Raw genomic sequence first — 21351 nt, 5'->3', positions numbered from 1 at the left:
ATGGGAGACGTTATTGACATATATGGTTTATCACCTTTGCAAAAAGGAATACTGTTTCATACTTTATACGATCAAGATGATGAACATTCTTTTTCCTATATTGTACAAGTAGGTTTCTTGCTCGGGGGGCAATTGGATGTTGCCACTTTTGAAAAAGCTTGGGAATATGTTATTCAACGACATGAGGTTCTGCGCTCAGTATTTGTTTGGGAAGAAGTAGAAAAACCTCTACAAGCAGTTTACGAACGTCTTCCTTTTACTATTCATCAAGAGGATTGGAGTACCTATTCGCATGAGGAGAAGGAGAAGAAATTACAACAGTTTTTGACTGCAGATCGTAGGAAAGGATTTTTATTGGATGAAGCACCATTGATGAGAGTCACTGCGATTAAAGAAGCAAAAGAGGAAACGAGAATTATCTGGACACATCATCATATTTTGCTAGATGGATGGAGTGTGTCATTGGTCTTTAGTGAAGTGATGGAAGTTTATCTCAAGATGATAAAGGGAGAATTTTTGAATCTTCCTAAATCTCTTCCTTATAAAAAATATATTCAATGGATAAATAAACAAGATCAAAGTCAAGCAGAGGAATTTTGGAAAGAAGAATTAAAAGGATTCTATGCACCTACTCCATTAGCAATGGAAAGAAAGGATCAAGGACAAGAGAAGGGTTATGGGGAGTGTGCTTATCAAGTATCTGAGGAACTTACTGAGAATTTACAAGAGTGGGTACGAAATAGTCGATTAACGTTGAATACGTTAGTACAAGGTGCATGGGCTTATTTGATGAGTAGGTATAGCGGTGACAATGACGTCGTATTTGGCGTAACTAGCGCTGGACGTCCTACTGATTTAATAGGAGCAGAGAATATGGTGGGGCTATTTATTAACACATTACCTACCAGAATTCGATTAACGGATAATACATCAGTAGTAGATTGGCTTCGTAAAATACAAATGAAAGAAATGGAACGAAGACAGTATGAGTATAATTCGTTGATAGATATTCAAGGCTGGAGTGAGGTTCCGCGAAATAGCTCCTTATTTCATACCTTGTATGTGTTTGAAAATTATCCAATTCAAGGTGAGAGAAATGATGATTTAAGATTACTAGATGTTACAAGCACGGAACAAACAAATTATCCTTTAACACTCATTGTAATGCCCGGTAAGAAAATTACTTTAAAGTTGATGTATGATCGAAGCTATTTTAATGAAGAAACAATAAATCGGATTCAGAATCACTTATTGCAAATATTAATTCAGATGACGAAGAGCCTAGATTCAAAACTATTTGAAATTACTCATTTAACAGAAGAAGAACAGATACAGTTACTAGAGGAATGGAATCATACTCAAGTTAATTATTCGGCTGAAGGCATGATTCATACGATGTTTGAGGAACAAGTTAAAAAAACACCGGAAGCAATCGCGGCTAGTTACGAAAATGAACAAATTACCTATAAAGAGTTGGAGAAGCGTGCAAATCAGCTAGCTCATTATTTACAAAAGCATGGTGTAGGCCCAGAGTCTCTAGTTGGGGTATATATGGAACGTTCATTACAAATGATGATAGCGTTATTAGGTATTCTAAAATCAGGAGCAGCGTATGTTCCACTTGACCCTACTTATCCAGAGAGTCGACTTCGATATATATTAGAGGATGCTGGAATCGAAGTACTAGTGACGGAAGAGAATTCTAAAAATTTGTTTGTATCTGAAAATATTGAAACGATTTGTATGAATAAAGATTATACTGCAATTGAAAAAGAAGAAACAACCCCATGTATAAGTGGTGTAACAGGAGAAAATTTAGCGTATGTTATGTATACTTCAGGATCTACAGGGAATCCAAAGGGAGTAATGATTGAGCATCATTCAGTAATTAATTATCTAGAATGGATGCAACATAAATATCCGCTCTCTGAAAAGGATGTGGTCTTGCAGAAAACGCCATTCTCATTTGATGTCTCTGTTTGGGAATTGTTTTGGGGCATTCACGTTGGTGCAAGTGTATCTTTCCTACCTCCAGGTGGAGAAAAAGATCCTTCTATTATAGCTGAAGTGATTAAACAACATCAGGTTACTATAGTTCAATTTGTACCTTCGATGTTATCTGTTTTCTTAGATCACTTCAATCATATTGAAATGAACATGAATTGTTCGTCCGTACGCCATGTATTTTCTGGTGGAGAAGAACTAAGTTCAGGGTTAGTTAGACGATTTCAACAGAAATGGAATTATAGTGGACAAGTGAAATTAACCAACTTTTATGGACCAACTGAAGCCACTATTTATGTGAATGCATTTGATATTCAGCCTAATCAAGAATTTGTTTCTATTGGGCAGCCAATACAGAACACGCAATTATATGTATTAGACCAAAATCAACGCTTGCAATCAATAGGAACTGAGGGTGAGTTATATATTGGTGGTGCTGGTTTAGCGCGTGGATACTTAAATCGTCAGAATCTTACTACTGAAAAATTCATTTCGCACCCATTTCGATTGGGGGAACGACTATATCGAACAGGAGATTCAGTAAGATATCTAACTGATGGAAATATAGAATTTATAGGTAGAATGGATCATCAAGTCAAAATGCGTGGTTTTAGGATTGAATTAGGAGAAATTGAAGCCACTTTAGAAAAATGTTCGTTTATTAAAGAGGCTGTCGTATTAGTTAGAGAAGACCGTCCAGGTGATCAACGATTGGTTGCATATGTAATAAGCGATGGAAATACCGAGGAGTGGAGAGAGTATTTACAAAACCAATTACCGAATCATATGATTCCAGCGCACTTTATAGAGTTAGAACACTTCCCACTTACTCCGAATGGGAAAATTGACCGAAAGGCCTTGCCAGCACCTGATGAGCAAGCTATTGAAGATTTAAATGTGCTACCTCGGACGCCATCGGAAGAGCTTATTGCCTCGGTTTGGAGCCAAGTGTTAGGAACAGAAAATATTGGTATTCAAGATTCCTTCTTTGAACGTGGTGGGCACTCACTACTTGCTACTCAAATTGTCTCTCGATTGCAAGAACTGTTCCAAATTAAAATTCCATTACGTGAACTTTTCAAGCACGATACAGTGGAAGCATTGGCGAAACGGGTGGATCAGTTACGAAAAGAAGATAAAAAACGAGAGGTTGCTCCCCTTGTACCTATGAAACGAGAAGAAATTATCTCACTTTCCTATGCGCAGAAACGTCTATGGTTTATTGATCAATTAATGCCAAATAGTGCTATGTACAATATTCATGCAGCGTGTCGCTTAACAGGTGAATGGTCAATTGAAGCATTGGAGGCCGGATGGAATCAATTGTTGGAGCGTCATGAATCATTAAGGACGATAATTCTAGAACAAGAGGGTGAACCTTTTCAACAAGTTCAATCTCATGTATTCAGACATATTCCTCAAACGAATCTAACAGATCTCTCTTTGGAAGATAGGGAAAGAGAAATGAAACGGCTCATTCAAAACGAAGCTGAGGAACCATTTCATTTTGGACAAGATCCTCTGATTCGAACACGAATATTGAAAGTGGACAGGGAAGAATGGATTCTCATTTGTACGATGCATCATATTATTTCAGATGGATGGTCAATGGGAATCTTACTTGAAGAATGGATGGCTTTTTATGAAGGAGCATTAAGCGGAAAACCGGCGGAATTGAAGGAATTATCTATCCAATATGCAGATTTTGTCATGTGGCAGAAGGAATGGCAAAAAGAAGAAAATTTGAATCAGCACCTTCAATATTGGAAGGAAGAATTATCTGGGGAACTACCGGTTTTACAATTACCGATGGATCGTCCTCGACCTGCAGTTCAAACCCATCGTGGTGCAAGTCAGTCCTTAATAGTGGCGAATTCCCTACAGGAAAAGCTCAAAGATTTAAGTCTGCAAGAAGGATGCACTTTATTTATGACATTGATGGCAGCGTATCAAAGCTTCCTTTCTCGTTATACAGGACAGGATGACATCTTGGTTGGAAGCCCAATCGCTAATCGAAATGTGAAAGAGATTGAGGGATTAATAGGTTTCTTTGCAAATACGTTGGTTTATCGAGCTGATTTCAGTGAAAATCCGTCGTTCCAAGAACTTTTGTCGCAGGTAAGAAAAAAAGCACTAAAAGCATACGAGTATCAGGACATCCCATTTGAGAAAGTGGTAGAATCCGTAAAGCCGGAACGGAATACAAGTCATTCACCAATATTCCAAACTATGTTTACTTTACAGAATGCGAAGCAAGAATTTCCTCAGCTATCTGAAAGACAAATGGAACTCATGGAAAGCCATGCTTCTGTAGCGAAATTTGATTTGAGTTTATTTGTTACTGAGACGGAAGAAGGATTATCACTAACCTTTGAATACAATACTGATTTGTTTGATGATACAACCATTGAACGTATGGCAAGTCATTTTGAGCATTGGTTAAATCAAATTGTCTCTCATCCAAAAGGTGTATTATCAGAACTGAATATGTTATCGAAAGTAGAATATAAGCAACTACTAGAGGAATGGAATAAATCGCGTGTTATAGATATGGAAGAAAGTACGATTCATACAATGTTTGAAGAACAGGTGAAAAAAACACCAGAAGCAATTGCAGTAGTGTGCGAAGATGAAGAACTAACATATCGAGAGTTGGACGAACGCTCGAATCAGTTGGCACATTATTTACAAAAAAATGGTGTAACATGCGAATCATTAGTTGGGATTTGCGTCACACGTTCATCTGAGATGATTGTCGGTCTCTTAGGAATTATGAAGGCGGGAGGAGCATATGTCCCAATTGATCCAGTGTATCCGGAAAGTCGACTACAGTACATTTTAGAAGATGCTCAAATAAAGGTACTGGTGACACAGGAAAAGTTACAACAAAAAATGGTTATACCTAAACTCGTCAACGTGATTTGTATTGATAGTAATCGAGCAGAAATAGAACAAGAAGTAACTACGGTATGTACGAGTGAAGTGACGGGCGATAACTTAGCCTATATTATCTATACTTCAGGTTCCACTGGAAATCCAAAGGGAGTAATGATTGAGCACAGGAATACAGTAACAATGATTCATTGGGCGCATCATACGTATTCCCGAAAGGAATTAGCGGGAGTGTTAGCTTCAACTTCGCTATCTTTTGATTTATCCGTTTTTGAAGTATTTGTTCCCTTAACGATGGGTGGTAAGGTGATTGTCACTGAAAATGCTCTACATCTAGAGAAGTTGTCTACCAAAGGTGTAACTTTGGTTAATACTGTACCATCGGCAGCGAAGGAACTGGTTCGAGCAAAAACAATCCCTTCTTCGGTAAAGGTGATGAATTTGGCTGGAGAACCATTGCCATATTCGCTTGTTCAAGATTTATACGAGAGAAGTACGATCGAAAAGGTGTACAACCTATATGGACCGTCCGAAGATACTACGTATTCCACGTATATGGAATTAGAAAAGGGTGTCATGTATAGGGTACCACCAATTGGTAAACCAATATTCAATACAGAAGTATATGTACTAAGTGCCGAACAAAAAATGGTTCCAATTGGTGTAGTTGGTGAGCTATACATTGGTGGATCAGGGTTAGCACGTGGATATTTAAACCGCCCTGACTTAACGCAAAATCTTTTTATATCGCATCCGTTTAAAGAAGGAGAGCGAGTATACCGGACTGGAGATCTAGTAAGGTATTTACCAGATGGAAATTTGGAGTATGTTGGACGAATTGATCATCAAGTAAAAATTCGTGGGTTCCGGATTGAACTAGGAGAAATTGAAGCGGCATTACAAAGGCATATATTAGTTAACGAAGCTATTGTAATGGTGCGGGAAGATTATCCTGGCGATCCACGTTTGATCGCCTATGTTGTAGGAGACGGGGATGCTCAAAAGTGGCGTGATTATCTCAAGGATCAACTACCAAATTATATGATTCCATCCTATTTTGTTGGATTAAATGCATTTCCACTCACTCCTAATGGGAAAATTGATAGGAAGGCTTTACCAGCACCAGAGAAGCAGGAGATAGCGAGTTGTTATATTGCTCCTCGTACGTCTACGGAAAAAACAATTGTTTCGATATGGCATGAAGTTTTAGGTATGGAAAACATCGGAATTCAGGATTCGTTTTTTGAAATTGGTGGACATTCATTACTTGCTACGCAAGCTGTTTCCAATCTTAAAGAGGCTTTTGGAATCGAGATACCATTGCATGATTTATTTATGTTTCATACGGTGCAGCAATTGGCAGAACAGATTGATCAATTGCTCGATAACAAAAATCAAGAAATGCAGAATGATAGTAAGGAGAATGTAAGTCTTCAAGACTATGTTCAAAAAGAAGCAGAAGTGAGTAATGATGAAGAATTATTGGAACTACTTAAGCAATTAGAGGAGCTATCAGAGGAAGAAGCACAAGGGATATTCGAGAGTAATTTGATTGAGGAAGGGGTAAAAAAATGAGAAGTGATTTACTTGCAAAGCTGAGTTCACTTTCTCCTGAGAAGAGAGCATGGCTTCAGAAGCAAATGCAAAAAAAGGAGAATAAAGAAGCACTCCCGTTGTCTTATGCACAACAACGTTTGTGGTTTATGGACAGATTTAACCCAAACAGTTCTTTATATAATATTCCAACAGTATGGCATCTAAAAGGAAATTGGATACCTGAAGCATTAGAGAAGGGATTCAATCGACTCATTGAACGTCATGAATCATTACGAACTGTTTTTAAAGAAATAGGAGAACAGCCTGTGCAACAAATTGTCGAATTCCTTCCTAGCGCATTACCTGTAAGGGATTACTCTCAACTTCCTCTAGAAGTAAAAGAAAAAGAGGTAGATAGTTTAATTGCGAGAGAAGCGCAAGAACCATTTGATTTAATGAATGGTCCTTTAATTCGTAATCAGCTTGTTCAATTAGAGAAGGATGAATGGTTATTACTGTGTACGATGCATCATATTATTTCTGATGCTTGGTCCATTGGTATATTCATGAATGAATGCCTTGCTTTCTATGAAGAAGAAACAGGCGGAAATCCTGCTAAATTAAGTTCATTATCTATTCAATATGCAGACTTTGCGAAGTGGCAAAAGGAGTGGTTGCAAGGTGATGTGCTAAATCGTCAGCTTACGTATTGGCAGGAAGAATTGTCTGGTGAGCTTCCTATCTTACAACTGCCAGTGGATCGACCTCGACCGGTTAAGCAGACTTACTCTGGGGCTGCGCATCACGTGATTTTTCCTTATAAATTGCTCAGTCAATTGAAGGATATAAGTCGACAAGAAGGATCCACTTTATTTATGACTTTAATGGCCGCATACCAGAGCTTTCTCGCTCGTTATACGGGACAAAAAGATATTCTAGTTGGTAGCCCGATTGCAAATCGGAACCATAAGGGAGTAGAAGGATTAATTGGTTTCTTTGTTAATACATTGGTTTATCGATCAGATTTGAGTGGCACCCCTACTTTTCGGGAGATTTTGAACCAAACAAAGAAAAAGGCGTTAAAAGCTTACGAATATCAAGATATACCATTTGAAAAAATGGTAGAAGCTGTGCAACCTGAACGAAGCATGAGTCATTCCCCTATATTTCAGACCATGTTTACGCTACAGAATATAAAACAAGAACGACTAGATTTGCCTGATAGAAGTATTGAAATGGTAGAAAGTAATATGTCTATTGCTAAATTTGATTTGAGCTTAACTGCCTATGAAGTGGAAGAAGGTCTATTCGTCTCATTTGAATACAACACGGATTTATTTGATAGTAGTACCATTGCACGTATGGCAGGACATTTTGAGAACTGGCTAAATGAAATCACGTATCATCCAGATGAATCATATACAAAGCTGTCAATGTTATCGGATACTGAGCAAAAACAACTCTTAGAAGAATGGAATGATACGGACGTAGTTTATGGTCATGATTGTATGATTCATGAGCTATTTGAGCAACAAGTTGCACGGACACCTGATGCAGTGGCGGTAGTTTATGAGGGTGGAAAGCTAACGTATCAAGAACTAAATGAAAAATCGAATCAATTGGCACATTTTCTACAAAAACGAGGTATCGGACCTGAATCATTGGTTGGTATATGTATTGAACGTTCTCCTGATATGATTATCGGTCTCTTTGGGATTTTGAAGGCAGGTGGGGCTTATGTCCCACTGGACCCAAGTTATCCTGAAAACCGCCTGAGATATATTTTGGAGAGTTCACAAATTCAAGTGCTGTTAACAAAAGAGGCACTACAGGACTGGTTACCTAAAGATATTCAAGCAATTTGTTTAGATCGGGATCAAGTGATGATTTCTAAAGAGAGTAATTTAGCTCCGGTAAGTGGAGTAACAGCAAATAACTTAGCCTATATTATATACACTTCGGGTTCGACGGGAAATCCAAAGGGGGTAATGATTGAACATCATTCCGTTATCAACCGCCTACAGTGGATGCAGAAAAAATACCCATTGTCCGGGGAGGATACAATCCTACAAAAGACACCGTTTTCATTTGATGTTTCTGTATGGGAATTATTTTGGTGGTCATTTGTAGGAGCACGTGTTTGTTTACTTCCACCAGGAGGAGAGAAAGATCCTGCGGTGATTGAAGAGTATATTGAACGATATCGCGTGTCCACCATGCACTTTGTTCCGTCGATGTTATCTACTTTCTTAGATTATATGGAACTATATAATTCGAAAAGGGATGTATCGTCTTTAATTCAAGTTTTTACTAGTGGAGAAGCGTTAAACACTGAGCAGGTTCGCCGGTTTAAGGGGATCTTTTACAATGTTCAGCAAACAAAGTTAATTAACTTGTATGGTCCTACTGAAGCAACTGTGGATGTGACTTATTACGATTGTGATTTAGAAAAAGAACCAATGCTTATTCCGATTGGTCGTCCGATTGATAATACAGAGTTGTATGTGTTAGATCAATATCAACAAGTCGTCCCGATTGGTGTGGCAGGGGAACTTTACCTTGGAGGAGTAGGATTAGCACGTGGCTACTTCAATCGACCGGATTTAACTACTGAACGTTTTATTCCGCATCCCTTTAAGGATGGGGAACGATTATATCGAACGGGTGACTTGGTGAGATATATGAATGATCGTAACTTAGAATATATTGGAAGAATAGATAACCAAGTTAAAATTAGAGGATTCCGAATTGAATTGGGAGAAATTGAAGCAGCTTTACATGATCACTCATCTGTAAAAGAGGCAGTCGTGTTGGTGAAGGAAGATCGACCAGGAGATAAGCAGTTAATAGCTTATGTAGTGGGTGAAGGCGATACTGGGGAGTGGCGTGAATATCTCAAGAAGCAACTGCCACATTATATGGTTCCGGCATACTTTTTCAAAATTGAAGGTATGCCACTCACTCCAAATGGTAAGGTGAATCGGAAAGCCTTACTGGAATTAGAAGAACAGTTCATAAGTGAAGATATTACCTCATCACGAACACCAGTGGAGGAGCTTATCGTTTCCGTTTGGAGCCAAGTGTTAGGAATAAAAAATATTAATGTTCAGGATTCCTTTTTTGAAATCGGTGGTCATTCACTACTAGCTACTCAAGTAGTTTCACGTTTACAGGGAATTTTTCAAATTGAATTACCAGTACGTGAACTATTTGAATATACAACGGTGGAGTCACTGGCAAAGCGATTAGATCAGTTACGTAAAGGAGATAAAAAACGAGAGATTCCGCCGCTGATACCAATGAAACGAGGAGAAGCTATCCCACTATCTTATGCCCAACAACGCTTATGGTTCATTGATCAATTTACACCTAATAGTGCCCTTTACAATATACCAATGGTATGCCGCCTTACAGGGAATTGGCTACTTGAAGCATTGGAAACGGGATGGAATCAACTAATAGAACGTCATGAATCACTGCGGACGGTCTTTCACGAAGTGAACGGTCAACCCGTACAGCAAATTGAACCGTATGCTTTTCAATCAATTCCGAAAACGGATTTAACTATGCTTTCTTCTGAAGATCAAGAAGAAGAAGTTAAACGTTTAATTCAACAAGAAACAGAAGTGCCATTTGATTTAACAGAGGGTCCATTAATCAGGGCAAGTATTTTGCACGTGGGAGAGGAAGAATGGATACTCCTTTGTACTCTACATCATATCATTTCAGATGGATGGTCAATGGGAATCCTACTTGAAGAATGGATGGCATTTTATGAGAAAGCAACGGATGGAAAGGTAGCGGAACTTGAACCATTGCCGGTTCAATATGCCGACTTTGCTCAGTGGCAAAAAGGATGGCTAAAGGAGGATGTGCTTGATCAACAACTCCAATATTGGAGGGAAGAATTGTCTGGGGAGCTTCCTGTACTCCAACTTCCTATGGATCGCCCGCGTCCCGCGATACAAACTCATCACGGGTCGATATACACTCTGGTTCTGCCAAGCACGTTACATGATAAATTGAATGAACTTAGTCGAAAAGAAGGGGCTACACTCTTCATGACGCTTTTAGCTGCATATCAAAGTTTTCTATCTCGTTATACGGGACAAGAAGATATTCTGGTCGGAAGCCCAATTGCGAATCGGAATTATAGAGAAATTGAAGGACTAATTGGTTTCTTCGTTAACACGCTGGTTTATCGAGCTAATTTGAGTGGTAGACCGACATTTCAAGATGTACTGTATCAGGTTCGTCAAAAGGCATTGAAGGCGTATGAATATCAAGATATTCCATTTGAAAAAATTGTAGAAGTTGTGCAACCGGAGCGAAGTACAAGTCATTCGCCAATCTTCCAGACTATGTTCATTTTGCAAAATATGAAACAAGAGTTTCCGGTGTTATCTAGTAGAAGTATTGAAATGATAGAAAGCCATAGTCCAATTGCAAAGTTTGATTTAAGTGTAATGGCAGCTGAGACGGAAGAGGGGTTACTTTTTACTTTTGAGTATAATAAGGATTTATTCAATGCTACTACTATTGAACGGATGGCAGGACACTTTGAGAAATGGCTACATGAAGTTTCTCATCGTCCACAAAATCCGTTGCATGACCTGAGTATGCTATCAGAACCGGAGCGTACTTTGTTATTAGAAACATGGAATGACACTGTAATGGAAATGTCTCATCAGGGTCTTGTTTGCGACAGATTTGAGGAGCAAGTAGCAAGGCGTCCTGATGCGATTGCGGTAGTTGACCAAACAAAACAGTGGACTTATGGTGAACTGGATACACAAGCAAATCAGTTGGCAAATGTTTTACAACGAAAGGGAGTAGCCCCAGAGTCAGTGGTAGGAGTTTATCTTCCGAGGTCAGCTGAGCTGATGGCAAGTTTACTGGGCATTTTAAAAGCTGGTGGAGCTTATGTCGTTTTAGATCCGTTGTATCCAAAATCAAGGTTAGAATACATGATTGAAGATGCAGGAATTCAATTTGTAGTGACGGCGGAAGGACAAGAAGGACATTTCGCACACGTCGAAATGGTGAGGTTAGAAGAATTAACGGTGGAAAGCGTAATCGCACCTACACGTCAAATAAATCCAGAGAACTTAGCCTATATTGTCTATACCTCTGGTTCTACAGGAAAACCGAAGGGTGTCATGGTTGAATATCGCTCATTAATGAATATGGTTTCTTGGCATCAGGAAGTTTATCATATTTCAGCAGAGGATCGTGCGACTCAGATTGCAGGGGTTGCTTTTGATTCGGCTGTCCAGGAGATTTGGCCGTATCTAACTGCTGGCGCAGCACTCTACTTGTCAACAGAGGAACTGAGAATTAATCCAGAAGCACTAAGGGACTGGCTCATTGATTCACGAATAACAGCTAGCTTTGCACCTACGCCTATTCTGGAAAGGCTCTTGAAATTATCTTGGCCAGATAAAACGGATCTTCGTTTTATCATTACTGGTGGGGATCAATTAACGCAGTATCCATCTAACGATATTCCTTTTGCGGTAATTAATCAGTATGGGCCATCGGAAAATACCGTTGTTACCACAGATTGTTATGTACCTGTAGGAGTGACAACAGGTACGCCATCGATTGGTCGACCGATTGCGAATACAGAAGTTTATGTGTTAGATTCTCATCTTCAGCTAGTACCAATTGGTGTAATTGGAGATCTCTATATTGGAGGGAAGAATCTTGCACGTGGATATGCTAATCGTCCGGATCTTACAAAGGAAAAATTTATTCCACATCCTTTCAAGTCAGGAGAACGTCTCTATTATACAGGAGACAAAGCAAGTTATCTTTCTGATGGTAATCTCCAGTTCCATGGCCGTATAGATGACCAAGTGAAAATTCGTGGTTTCCGGATTGAATTGGGAGAAATAGAAGCTGTTTTGCAGGCACATTCTTCTGTGAAAGAAGCAGTTGTATTGGTACGAGAGGATAATCAAGGTGACAAGAGATTAGTAGCTTATGTAGTTGGTGAAGGAAGTGTACATGAATGGCGAGAACATCTACAAACACATTTACCAAATTACATGGTTCCAACAAACTTTATTGAGATGGAAGTTTTACCACTTACACCGAATGGAAAACTTGATTTGAAGGCATTGCCTATACTTAGTGAACAATCCGCCGAAAATACTGTATACCCACGAACTCCGCTGGAAGAACTTATCGCTTCAGTGTGGAGGCAAGTGCTAGGAATAAAAGAAATTGGTGTTCAGGATTCTTTCTTTGAGCTTGGTGGTCACTCTCTACTTGCTACACAAGTGGTCTCACGTTTACAGGAAGTCTTTCAAATCAAATTGCCAGTACGTGAACTGTTCGAATATTCAACGGTCGAGGCATTATCAAAACGAATAGATCAGTTACGTAAGGGGAGCGAAAAACGAGAAATTCCACCATTGGTGCCGATGGAACGCGGAAATAATATTCCACTATCTTATGCCCAACAGCGCTTATGGTTTATTGATCAATTTGCACCTAATAGTGCACTTTATAATATGCCAATGGCATGCCGCCTTACAGGGAATTGGTTACCTGAGGGATTGGAGTTGGGATGGAATCAGTTAATAGAGCGTCATGAATCTTTGCGGACGGTATTTCATGAAGAAGAAGGTCATCCTGTGCAGCAGATTCAACCTTATATTTTCCGTCCTCTTCCGCAAATGGACCTAACTAAGCTTTCATTAGAGGAGAGAGAAAGAAAGTTGGAGCAATGGATTCAAACTGAAGTCGAATCTCCATTTGATTTAGAACAAGGGCCATTGTTCCGTGGGAAACTCATAAGAATTTCAGAAGAAGAATGGGTTCTTCTGTGTAATATGCATCATATTATCTCAGATGGATGGTCGATGGAAATCTTACTTCAAGAATGGATGGCATTTTATGAGAATGCGATTGGTGAAAAACAAGCAGAGCTGGAACCACTACCAGTTCAATATGCAGATTTTGCTCAGTGGCAAAGAGAATGGTTGAAAGATGAAGTACTAAATCAACAGCTTGCATATTGGAAGGAAGAATTATCTGGTGAGTTACCAGTCTTAATGTTGCCAATGGATCGTCCGCGTCCGCCAGTGCAAACCCACCATGGATTAACTCATAATGTGCTGTTGTCACGCTCATTACTGGATAAATTAAACGAACTAAGTCGTCAAGAAGGGGCAACGCTTTTCATGACCTTATTGGCATCGTATCAAAGTTTCCTTGCTCGTTATACGGGACAAACGGATATTATTGTTGGCAGCCCAATTGCAAATCGAAATTATCGAGAAATTGAAGGGCTGATTGGTTTCTTTGTCAATACATTGGTTTATCGAGCTGATTTAAGTAATGCACCGGCATTTCAAGAGTTGTTGTCTCAAGTGAGGATAAAAGCATTGAAGGCGTATGAGTATCAAGATGTTCCGTTTGAGAAAATTGTAGAGGTTATCCAACCTGAACGAAATACAAGCCATTCTCCGATTTTCCAAACCATGTTTACTTTGCAAAATACGGGACAGAAGCTACCAGAACTACATGGAAGAAATATAGAAGTAATAGAAAGTAATGCTCCTATCGCTAAGTTTGATTTAAGTTTAACTGCTGCAGAAGTGGAAGAGGGTTTATTACTTACTTTTGTTTATAGAACTGATTTATTTGACAGCTTAACTATTGAATCCATGGCTGAACATTTTGGGAACTGGTTGAATGTAATCGTGGAGAATCCTGATAAATCATTAGCTAAGTTGCCTATATTGTCAGGATTACAGCAAAAACAGTTGGAGGAGTGGAATAATGATGCTGTAGCATATCCACAGGAAAGTACGATTCATCAGCTGTTTAAAGAGCAAGTAAATCGTACACCTGATGCGGTAGCAGTGGTAGATGAAAAACAGAAGTTAACGTATCGAGAGCTGAATGAAAAAGCTAATCAATTGGCCCACTATCTTCAGCAATGCGGAATTGGGAATGAATCATTGGTTGGACTTTGCTTTGAGCGTTCAGTTGAGATGATTGTTAGTATTATGGGGATTTGGAAGGCTGGAGCAGCCTATGTTCCATTAGACCCATCATATCCAGAGAGTCGTCTACGATATATTTTGGAGGACACTGGAATTCAAGTATTAGTTACGAACGAGTCATTGGAAGACTGGATACCTAAAGAAATCAAGATAGTTTGTCTAGATAGGGATCAAGCAATGATTTCACAAGAAAGCATTCTTTCACCAAAATGTGAAGTAACAGGAGAAAACTTAGCGTATGTTATCTATACTTCAGGATCAACGGGGAATCCAAAGGGTGTCTTGATACAACATCATTCTGTACTAAACTTGTCGCATGGTTTACAAAAAGAGGTTTTCGAACATGAGATACCATCTAACATGCATGTCGGTTTAAATGCGTCAATTGCCTTTGATGCATCTATCCAGCAATTACAAATGCTGCTTTATGGTTCAAGTTTGTATATTATTCCGAATGAAGTACGAAGTGATCCGGAGCAGTTTGTAGCTTATATTAGGGAGAACAAGTTAGAAATCTTTGATATAACACCTTCATTGCTTCAATTACTTATAGATGCCGGATTGTTAGAAACGTGCGATGGCGTTCATGCTCCAAGTAAGGTACTGGTTGGTGGTGAAGCAATTATGCCGTCATTATGGGAACAGCTAGTAGAGACTGATAAAATACAGTTTTATAATGTATATGGACCTACAGAATGTACGGTTGATGCAACATGCTATCATATCAAAAAAGATAGTAAGAGAGTAACAATTGGACGTCCATTGCCTAACGTCCAAACTTATGTATTAGATAGTAATAGGTTGCTAGTTCCAGTTGGTGTGATGGGGGAACTTTATATCGGAGGAGTAGGTCTAGCAAAGGGGTACTTGAATCGTCCAGAGTTAACATCCGAACGATTTATTTCTCATCCATTCAAAGAAGGCGAGAGGTTATATAGAACAGGCGATCTTGTGAGATATCTTCCTGATGGTAATATAGACTACTTAGGAAGAATGGATAATCAAGTGAAGATTAGAGGATTTCGAATCGAACTTGGGGAGATTGAGTCGACTTTACAAGAGCATGACTTGGTAAAAGAGGTAGTTGTAATAGTTAGGGAAAATCAGTCGGGAGATAAGAGGTTAGTAGCTTATGTAGTGGGCGAAGGTAGTGTAGAAGAATGGCGAGAGTATCTTAAAACAAAACTGCCAATCCATATGATACCTTCCTACTTTGTCGAAATGAAAGAATTACCGCTAACCATAAATGGAAAGGTTGATCGGAAATCGTTACCTATACCAGATTATCAAGGAATACAAGAAGGCTACGCAGCCCCAAGAAATGAACGTGAACATAAGCTTTCTATCATTTGGGAACGTGTGCTAGGTTCAAAACGTATTGGTATTTATGATAACTTTTTTGAAATTGGTGGAGATTCAATTCTTAGCATTCAGATTGTCTCTCGCGCAAAGCAAGCTGGTTTACAGTTGACACCAAAACAACTATTTGAACACCAAACGATTGCTGAGTTAGCGCAAGTAGTCAAAGAAGAACAAGGTGTACAAGCTGAACAAGGAATTATAACTGGAGAGACGATACTTACACCTATTCAGCAAAGGTTTTTTGCGCAAAATCATCCTAATCCACATCATTGGAATCAATCCATGTTCTTTAGAACGAAAGAAAAATTGGACATAGGATCACTGGAAAAGGCAGCGCGTAACCTTCTACTTCATCATGATGCCCTGCGTTTAAGATATGAACGTTTACCTAATGGGACTTGGGAACAGTGGAATGAAGGAATTGAAGAACAATTGATGCTGACTGTCATTTCATTAGACGAAGTGCCGGAAGCGGATTGGCATGAAGTTATTCAAAAAGAGATTAATGTTGCACAAGAAAGATTGAATTTACATGATGGTCCTTTAATGAGAATGGTGTATTTTGATGAAGGTGAGGAGACTGGTCGATTATTTTGGACAATTCATCACTTAGCCGTGGATGGTGTTTCTTGGCGGATTTTATTGGAAGATTTGCAAACAGCATATACGCAAGCGGTCCAAGGGCAAAAAATTCAATTACCTATGAAGAGTACATCTTTTAAAGAATGGTCGGAGAAATTACAACATTACGCTCAAACTGGAATATCAAAAGAAGTGCTACATTACTGGGAGCAGCAGGTTGAACAAGACGTAGTTATACTGCCAGTAGATGGTACTATAAGTAATCCAGTAAGCGCAGTAACTGAGGAAATTACTGTGGTGTTAAACGAGAATGAGACCCGTATGTTATTGCAAGAGACTTTAAGCACTCACCGTGTCCAAATCAATGAAGTATTATTAGCAGCATTGGTACAAGCTACAGCAGCATGTACGGGGCAGCCGATACTAAGCGTAGATTTAGAGGGACATGGTCGAGAAGAGATTATTGAAGATGTTGATTTATCGAGAACCGTGGGATGGTTTACAAGTATTTACCCAGTTCATTTAAATATTACTAATGCTAATACGCCAATTGCAGCATTAAAAGCAGTTAAAGAACAAGTTCGCAAAATTCCTAATAAGGGTGTTGATTATGGGGTGTTGCGTTACATGAACACAACAATGTGTGAGCCATTAAGCTCCCAATATACACCGTCTATTAGTTTTAACTATCTTGGACAATTTGACCAAATGTTTTCTAGCGATGCAATGTTTATTCCGGAGAACGAATTTAAGCGTTTAGATCATGCTGCCGGTTCCAAGCGATCGCATGTAATTGATGTAATTGGGGTTGTAACGGATGGAAAACTTCAGTTCACTTGGGTATACAATGTTGGACAATTTGCCAAATCAACGATTCAAAGTATTGCACAGAATATGCTATATCAACTGAGTACATTGATTCAATTTTCAGATAGAGAATCTGCACTGACCATTTCGGATTTTGCAATGGCTAATCTTAGCCAAGAAGGTTTGACAAATGTACTAAACAAAATGCATCGCGGAAAGAACAATCAGATTACTGATTTATATCCACTATCACCTTTGCAAGAAGGTATGATTTTCCACACATTGCATGACCAAGGGGATGAACATGTTGCACCGTATATAGTGCAATTGAGTTTTATGATTCGAGGAAAAATGAATATTTCTACATTTGAGCAGGCGTGGAAATCTGTAATTCAGCGGCATGAAATTTTTCGTACAGCATTTGTATGGGACGAAATTGAAGAACCTGTACAAGTGGTGTATGAAAATATCCCATTTAAAGTGAACAAAGAAGACTGGCGTACAATGACAAGTGAAGAGATAGAGGAAAAAAGAAAAGTCTTTTTGGCATTAGATCGAAAACAAGCCTTCCAATTTGATGAAGCACCATTGATGCGGGTAACAGTCATTCAAGAAGGTGAGGAAGAATATCGGATTGTTTGGACCCATCACCATATTTTACTGGATGGATGGAGTTTACCATTAGTATTTAATGAATTACTTACAGTCTATCAGAAGAGAATGAATGGAGAAGCTGTGAAGTTACCTAAGTCCTCACCATATAAGAAATATATCCAATGGCTAAGAGAGCAAGATAAGGAGCAGGCGGAACAATTCTGGAGAGAGAAGCTAAAAGGTTTTACTGCGCCAACTTTGCTGGGCTTAGAAAGTAAAGAGGAAGAAAAAGGTTACACAGAGAAGGTTACGTATTTATCAGAAGAGCAGACTCAAGCGTTACAAGGATGGGCGAAACGCAATAAACTTACTTTGAGTACAGTAATTCAAGGTGCATGGGCATATCTCATGAGCCGATATAGTGGAGAAAATGACATTGTTTTTGGTGTAACAAGCTCAGGGCGTTCTACGGATATTATTGATGTTGAAAACATCGTAGGTCCTTTCATTACAACGTCACCGACGCGAATTCAATTGATGGATGATATAAAATTAATAGATTGGTTGCAGAAGATACAAGAGGAAGAGATAGAAAGAAGACAATATGAGTATGCTTCTTTGACAGAGATTCAGGGGTGGAGTGAAGTTCCTAGAGGAATACCGCTGTTCAATAGTTTATATGTGTTTGAAAATTATCCAGTGAAAGAGGAGTCTTCAGAAAATCTGGAAATTGGTGAATTGGAAGGGGTAGAACAAACCCACTACCCATTAGGGTTAGCTGTAGTTCCAGGAATCCAGTTATCGTTAAAGTTAATGTATGACCGTAGTAAGTTTAATAGAGTAACCATTGAACGAATGCTGGGTCATTTACACCAAGTGTTAATGCAAATGCTCAAAAACATTGATCAAAATCTATCGGAGCTAGTATATATTACGGAAGCTGAACAAAGAAAGCTATTGGAAGAATGGAATAATAATACTATATCCTATCCACGTGAGAATGCAATCCATCAACTATTCGAAGAGCAAGTACATCGTACGCCTGACGCGTTGGCAGTGGTAGATGAAAAACAGCAACTAACATATCGAGAGCTGAATGAAAGAGCTAATCAATTAGCTCATCATTTACAGAAATGTGGAATTGGGACAGAGTCATTAGTTGGCCTTTGCTTTGAGCGTTCAGTTGAGATGGTTGTTGGTCTCATGGGAATTTGGAAGGCTGGAGCAGCCTATGTTCCATTAGATCCATCGAATCCGGAAAGCCGCCTGCAATATATTTTAGAAGACACGGGAATTAGAGTGTTAGTTACAAATGAGGTATTACTAGGATGGATACCTAAAGACATCAAGACAGTTTGCCTAGATAGGGACCAAGCAATGCTTTCTCAAGAAAGCAAACTTTCACCAATATGTGAGGTAACAGGGGAAAACTTAGCGTATGTTATCTATACTTCTGGTTCGACAGGGAATCCAAAGGGGGCTTTAGTACAGCACCATTCTGTAATAAACCTATCCTATGGTTTACAAAAAGAAGTTTTCTCACATGAGATACCTAGTAATATGCGCGTCGGTTTGAATGCGTCAATTGCCTTTGATGTATCTATTCAGCAATTACAAATGCTGCTGTATGGTTCAAGTTTATATATTATCCCAAGTGAAGTTCGCACTAATCCGGAACGATTTGTGTCTTATATTAGGGAGAATAAATTGGAAATGTTTGATATGACACCTTCATTACTTCAATTACTTATAGATGGAGGATTACTAGAAACAAGTGCTGATGTTCATGTGCCAAGCAAGATATTGGTCGGTGGTGAAGCAATCATGCCGTCATTATGGAAACAGCTAGTAGAGACTGAAAAAATTGATTTTTATAACGTATACGGTCCTACAGAATGTACGGTTGATGCAACGTGTTATCATATCGAAACAGATAGTAAGAGAGTTACAATTGGACGTCCGTTGCCGAACGTTCAAACTTATGTATTAGATAAAAATTTGTTACCTGTTCCAGTTGGTGTAACAGGTGAGCTATATATTGGTGGTGCAGGTATAGCGCGAGGATACTTGAATCGTCCAGAATTAACAACAGAGCGATTCATCCGTCATCCATTTAATGAAGAAGAGCGTTTATATCGTACGGGAGATTTGGTTCGTTATTTACCTGATGGTAATTTAGATTACTTGAGAAGAATTGATAATCAAGTGAAAATTAGGGGCTTTCGTATTGAACTTGAAGAGATTGAAGCGAGTATAGAGAGGCATCCAATGGTAAAAGAAGCAGTAGTTTTGGTGACAGAGGATAAGCTAGGAGAGCAGAGATTGGTTGCTTATGTAGTTGGAGATGGAAGTATGCATGACTGGCGTGAATATCTCAAGACACAAGTACCGAATTATATGGTTCCCGCACACTTTATAAAGGTAGACAAGATTCCTCTTACACCGAATGGAAAAGTTGATCGAAAGGCATTGAACAGTTTAACAATTCAAAGAGAAAATAATTTGTCTACACCAATCATTCCAAGGGATGAAATTGAATATCAGTTGATTAAAATCTGGCAGGATGTGTTACAGATAGAAGATGTCTATGTAAATGATGATTTCTTTAATAGAGGGGGACATTCTCTCCTTGTAATTAAATTGATTTCAAAAATTAAGGAGAAGTTTGGAAAAGAGATTAAGGTGTCTACATTGATTAAGAATCCAACATTGGAAGGAATCGCATGCCTTATTCGCGATAAGCATGATATGACAAAATCTGTATCAGCGCTGGTTCCACTACAAGAATCAGAGAAAAGACCTTTCTTCTGTGTTCATCCGTTTATGGGAAATGTATTCTGTTACATTCAACTAGCAAGATTACTTAAGAACCATTGTTCATTTTATGGTTTACAGAATCCTCTTATAGAAAAGGGAGAAATTGATGAATTGACCTTGCCGGAAGTAATTCAACTTTACATTGAAGAAATCAAACGTGTTCAGCCAGAAGGTCCATATCGTCTTGGAGGATGGTCTTTAGGCGGTGCGATTGCTTATGAAATCGCAACTGTACTAAAGAATCAAGGTGAGGAAGTTGAGTTGTTGATACTAATGGATACTAAAGTACCTTCAGAGCAGGACTATAAAACAACGGAGGATATGCTCTCATATATATATGAGCATTTCATTTCTAGAGATTTTACTGAGCGGGGGAAAGGCCTCTTCCATGAACAAGATATGCTTGTAGAGCGATTACTTATGGAAGGAGTACTCCCGCCTGATGCAGATCTTATGAATTTGAAGCAAGTTATCAATGCTCATAGGAAATGCCTAAACATAATGGCAGATCATGATTTAATACCATACTCTGGAGAAGTTCTCTATTTTAGTGCTGAGGAAGGAAAAGAGCTGTTTACAGATTGGGGACCTTTATTAAAAGGAAGAGTAAATAAGTATTCTGTCCCTGGATCACATGAGGAAATAGTAGACTTCCCCGCAGTTGAAAAGATAGCTAAGTACCTATTAAATGAATTTGAAGAGATAAAAGAAACATCCCTTTCATTAACTGAAAAGTAGA

At 38.8% G+C, this 21351-nt stretch carries 2 protein-coding genes; both read left to right on the top strand.

Annotation, left to right across the window (positions count from 1 at the left end; translation table 11 throughout):
• Positions 1-6471 carry an amino acid adenylation domain-containing protein gene (locus tag ACTFRM_RS28475; protein ID WP_440043813.1) on the top strand — a complete coding sequence of 2157 codons (6471 nt, stop codon included), beginning with the start codon at positions 1-3 and terminating at the stop codon, positions 6469-6471.
• Positions 6468-21350, top strand: a complete 14883-nt coding sequence (locus ACTFRM_RS28470; RefSeq protein ID WP_440043812.1) for a non-ribosomal peptide synthase/polyketide synthase — start codon at positions 6468-6470, stop codon at positions 21348-21350. Before ACTFRM_RS28475 ends, ACTFRM_RS28470 begins: the two co-directional genes overlap by 4 nt.
• Position 21351 lies beyond the last annotated feature (1 nt).

The organism is Bacillus cereus group sp. MYBK227-1 (assembly GCF_051916325.1).
Taxonomy (GTDB): Bacteria; Bacillota; Bacilli; order Bacillales; family Bacillaceae_G; genus Bacillus_A; species Bacillus_A cereus.
Note: the sequence above shows the minus strand (reverse complement) of the source record. Positions and strands in the feature narration are given on the sequence as shown.

Coding starts and splice junctions, on each gene's coding strand:
- ACTFRM_RS28470 (WP_440043812.1), top strand. CDS start 6,468: ATGAGAAGTGATTTACTTGCAAAGCTGAGTTCACTTTCTCCTGAGAAG.
- ACTFRM_RS28475 (WP_440043813.1), top strand. CDS start 1: ATGGGAGACGTTATTGACATATATGGTTTATCACCTTTGCAAAAAGGA.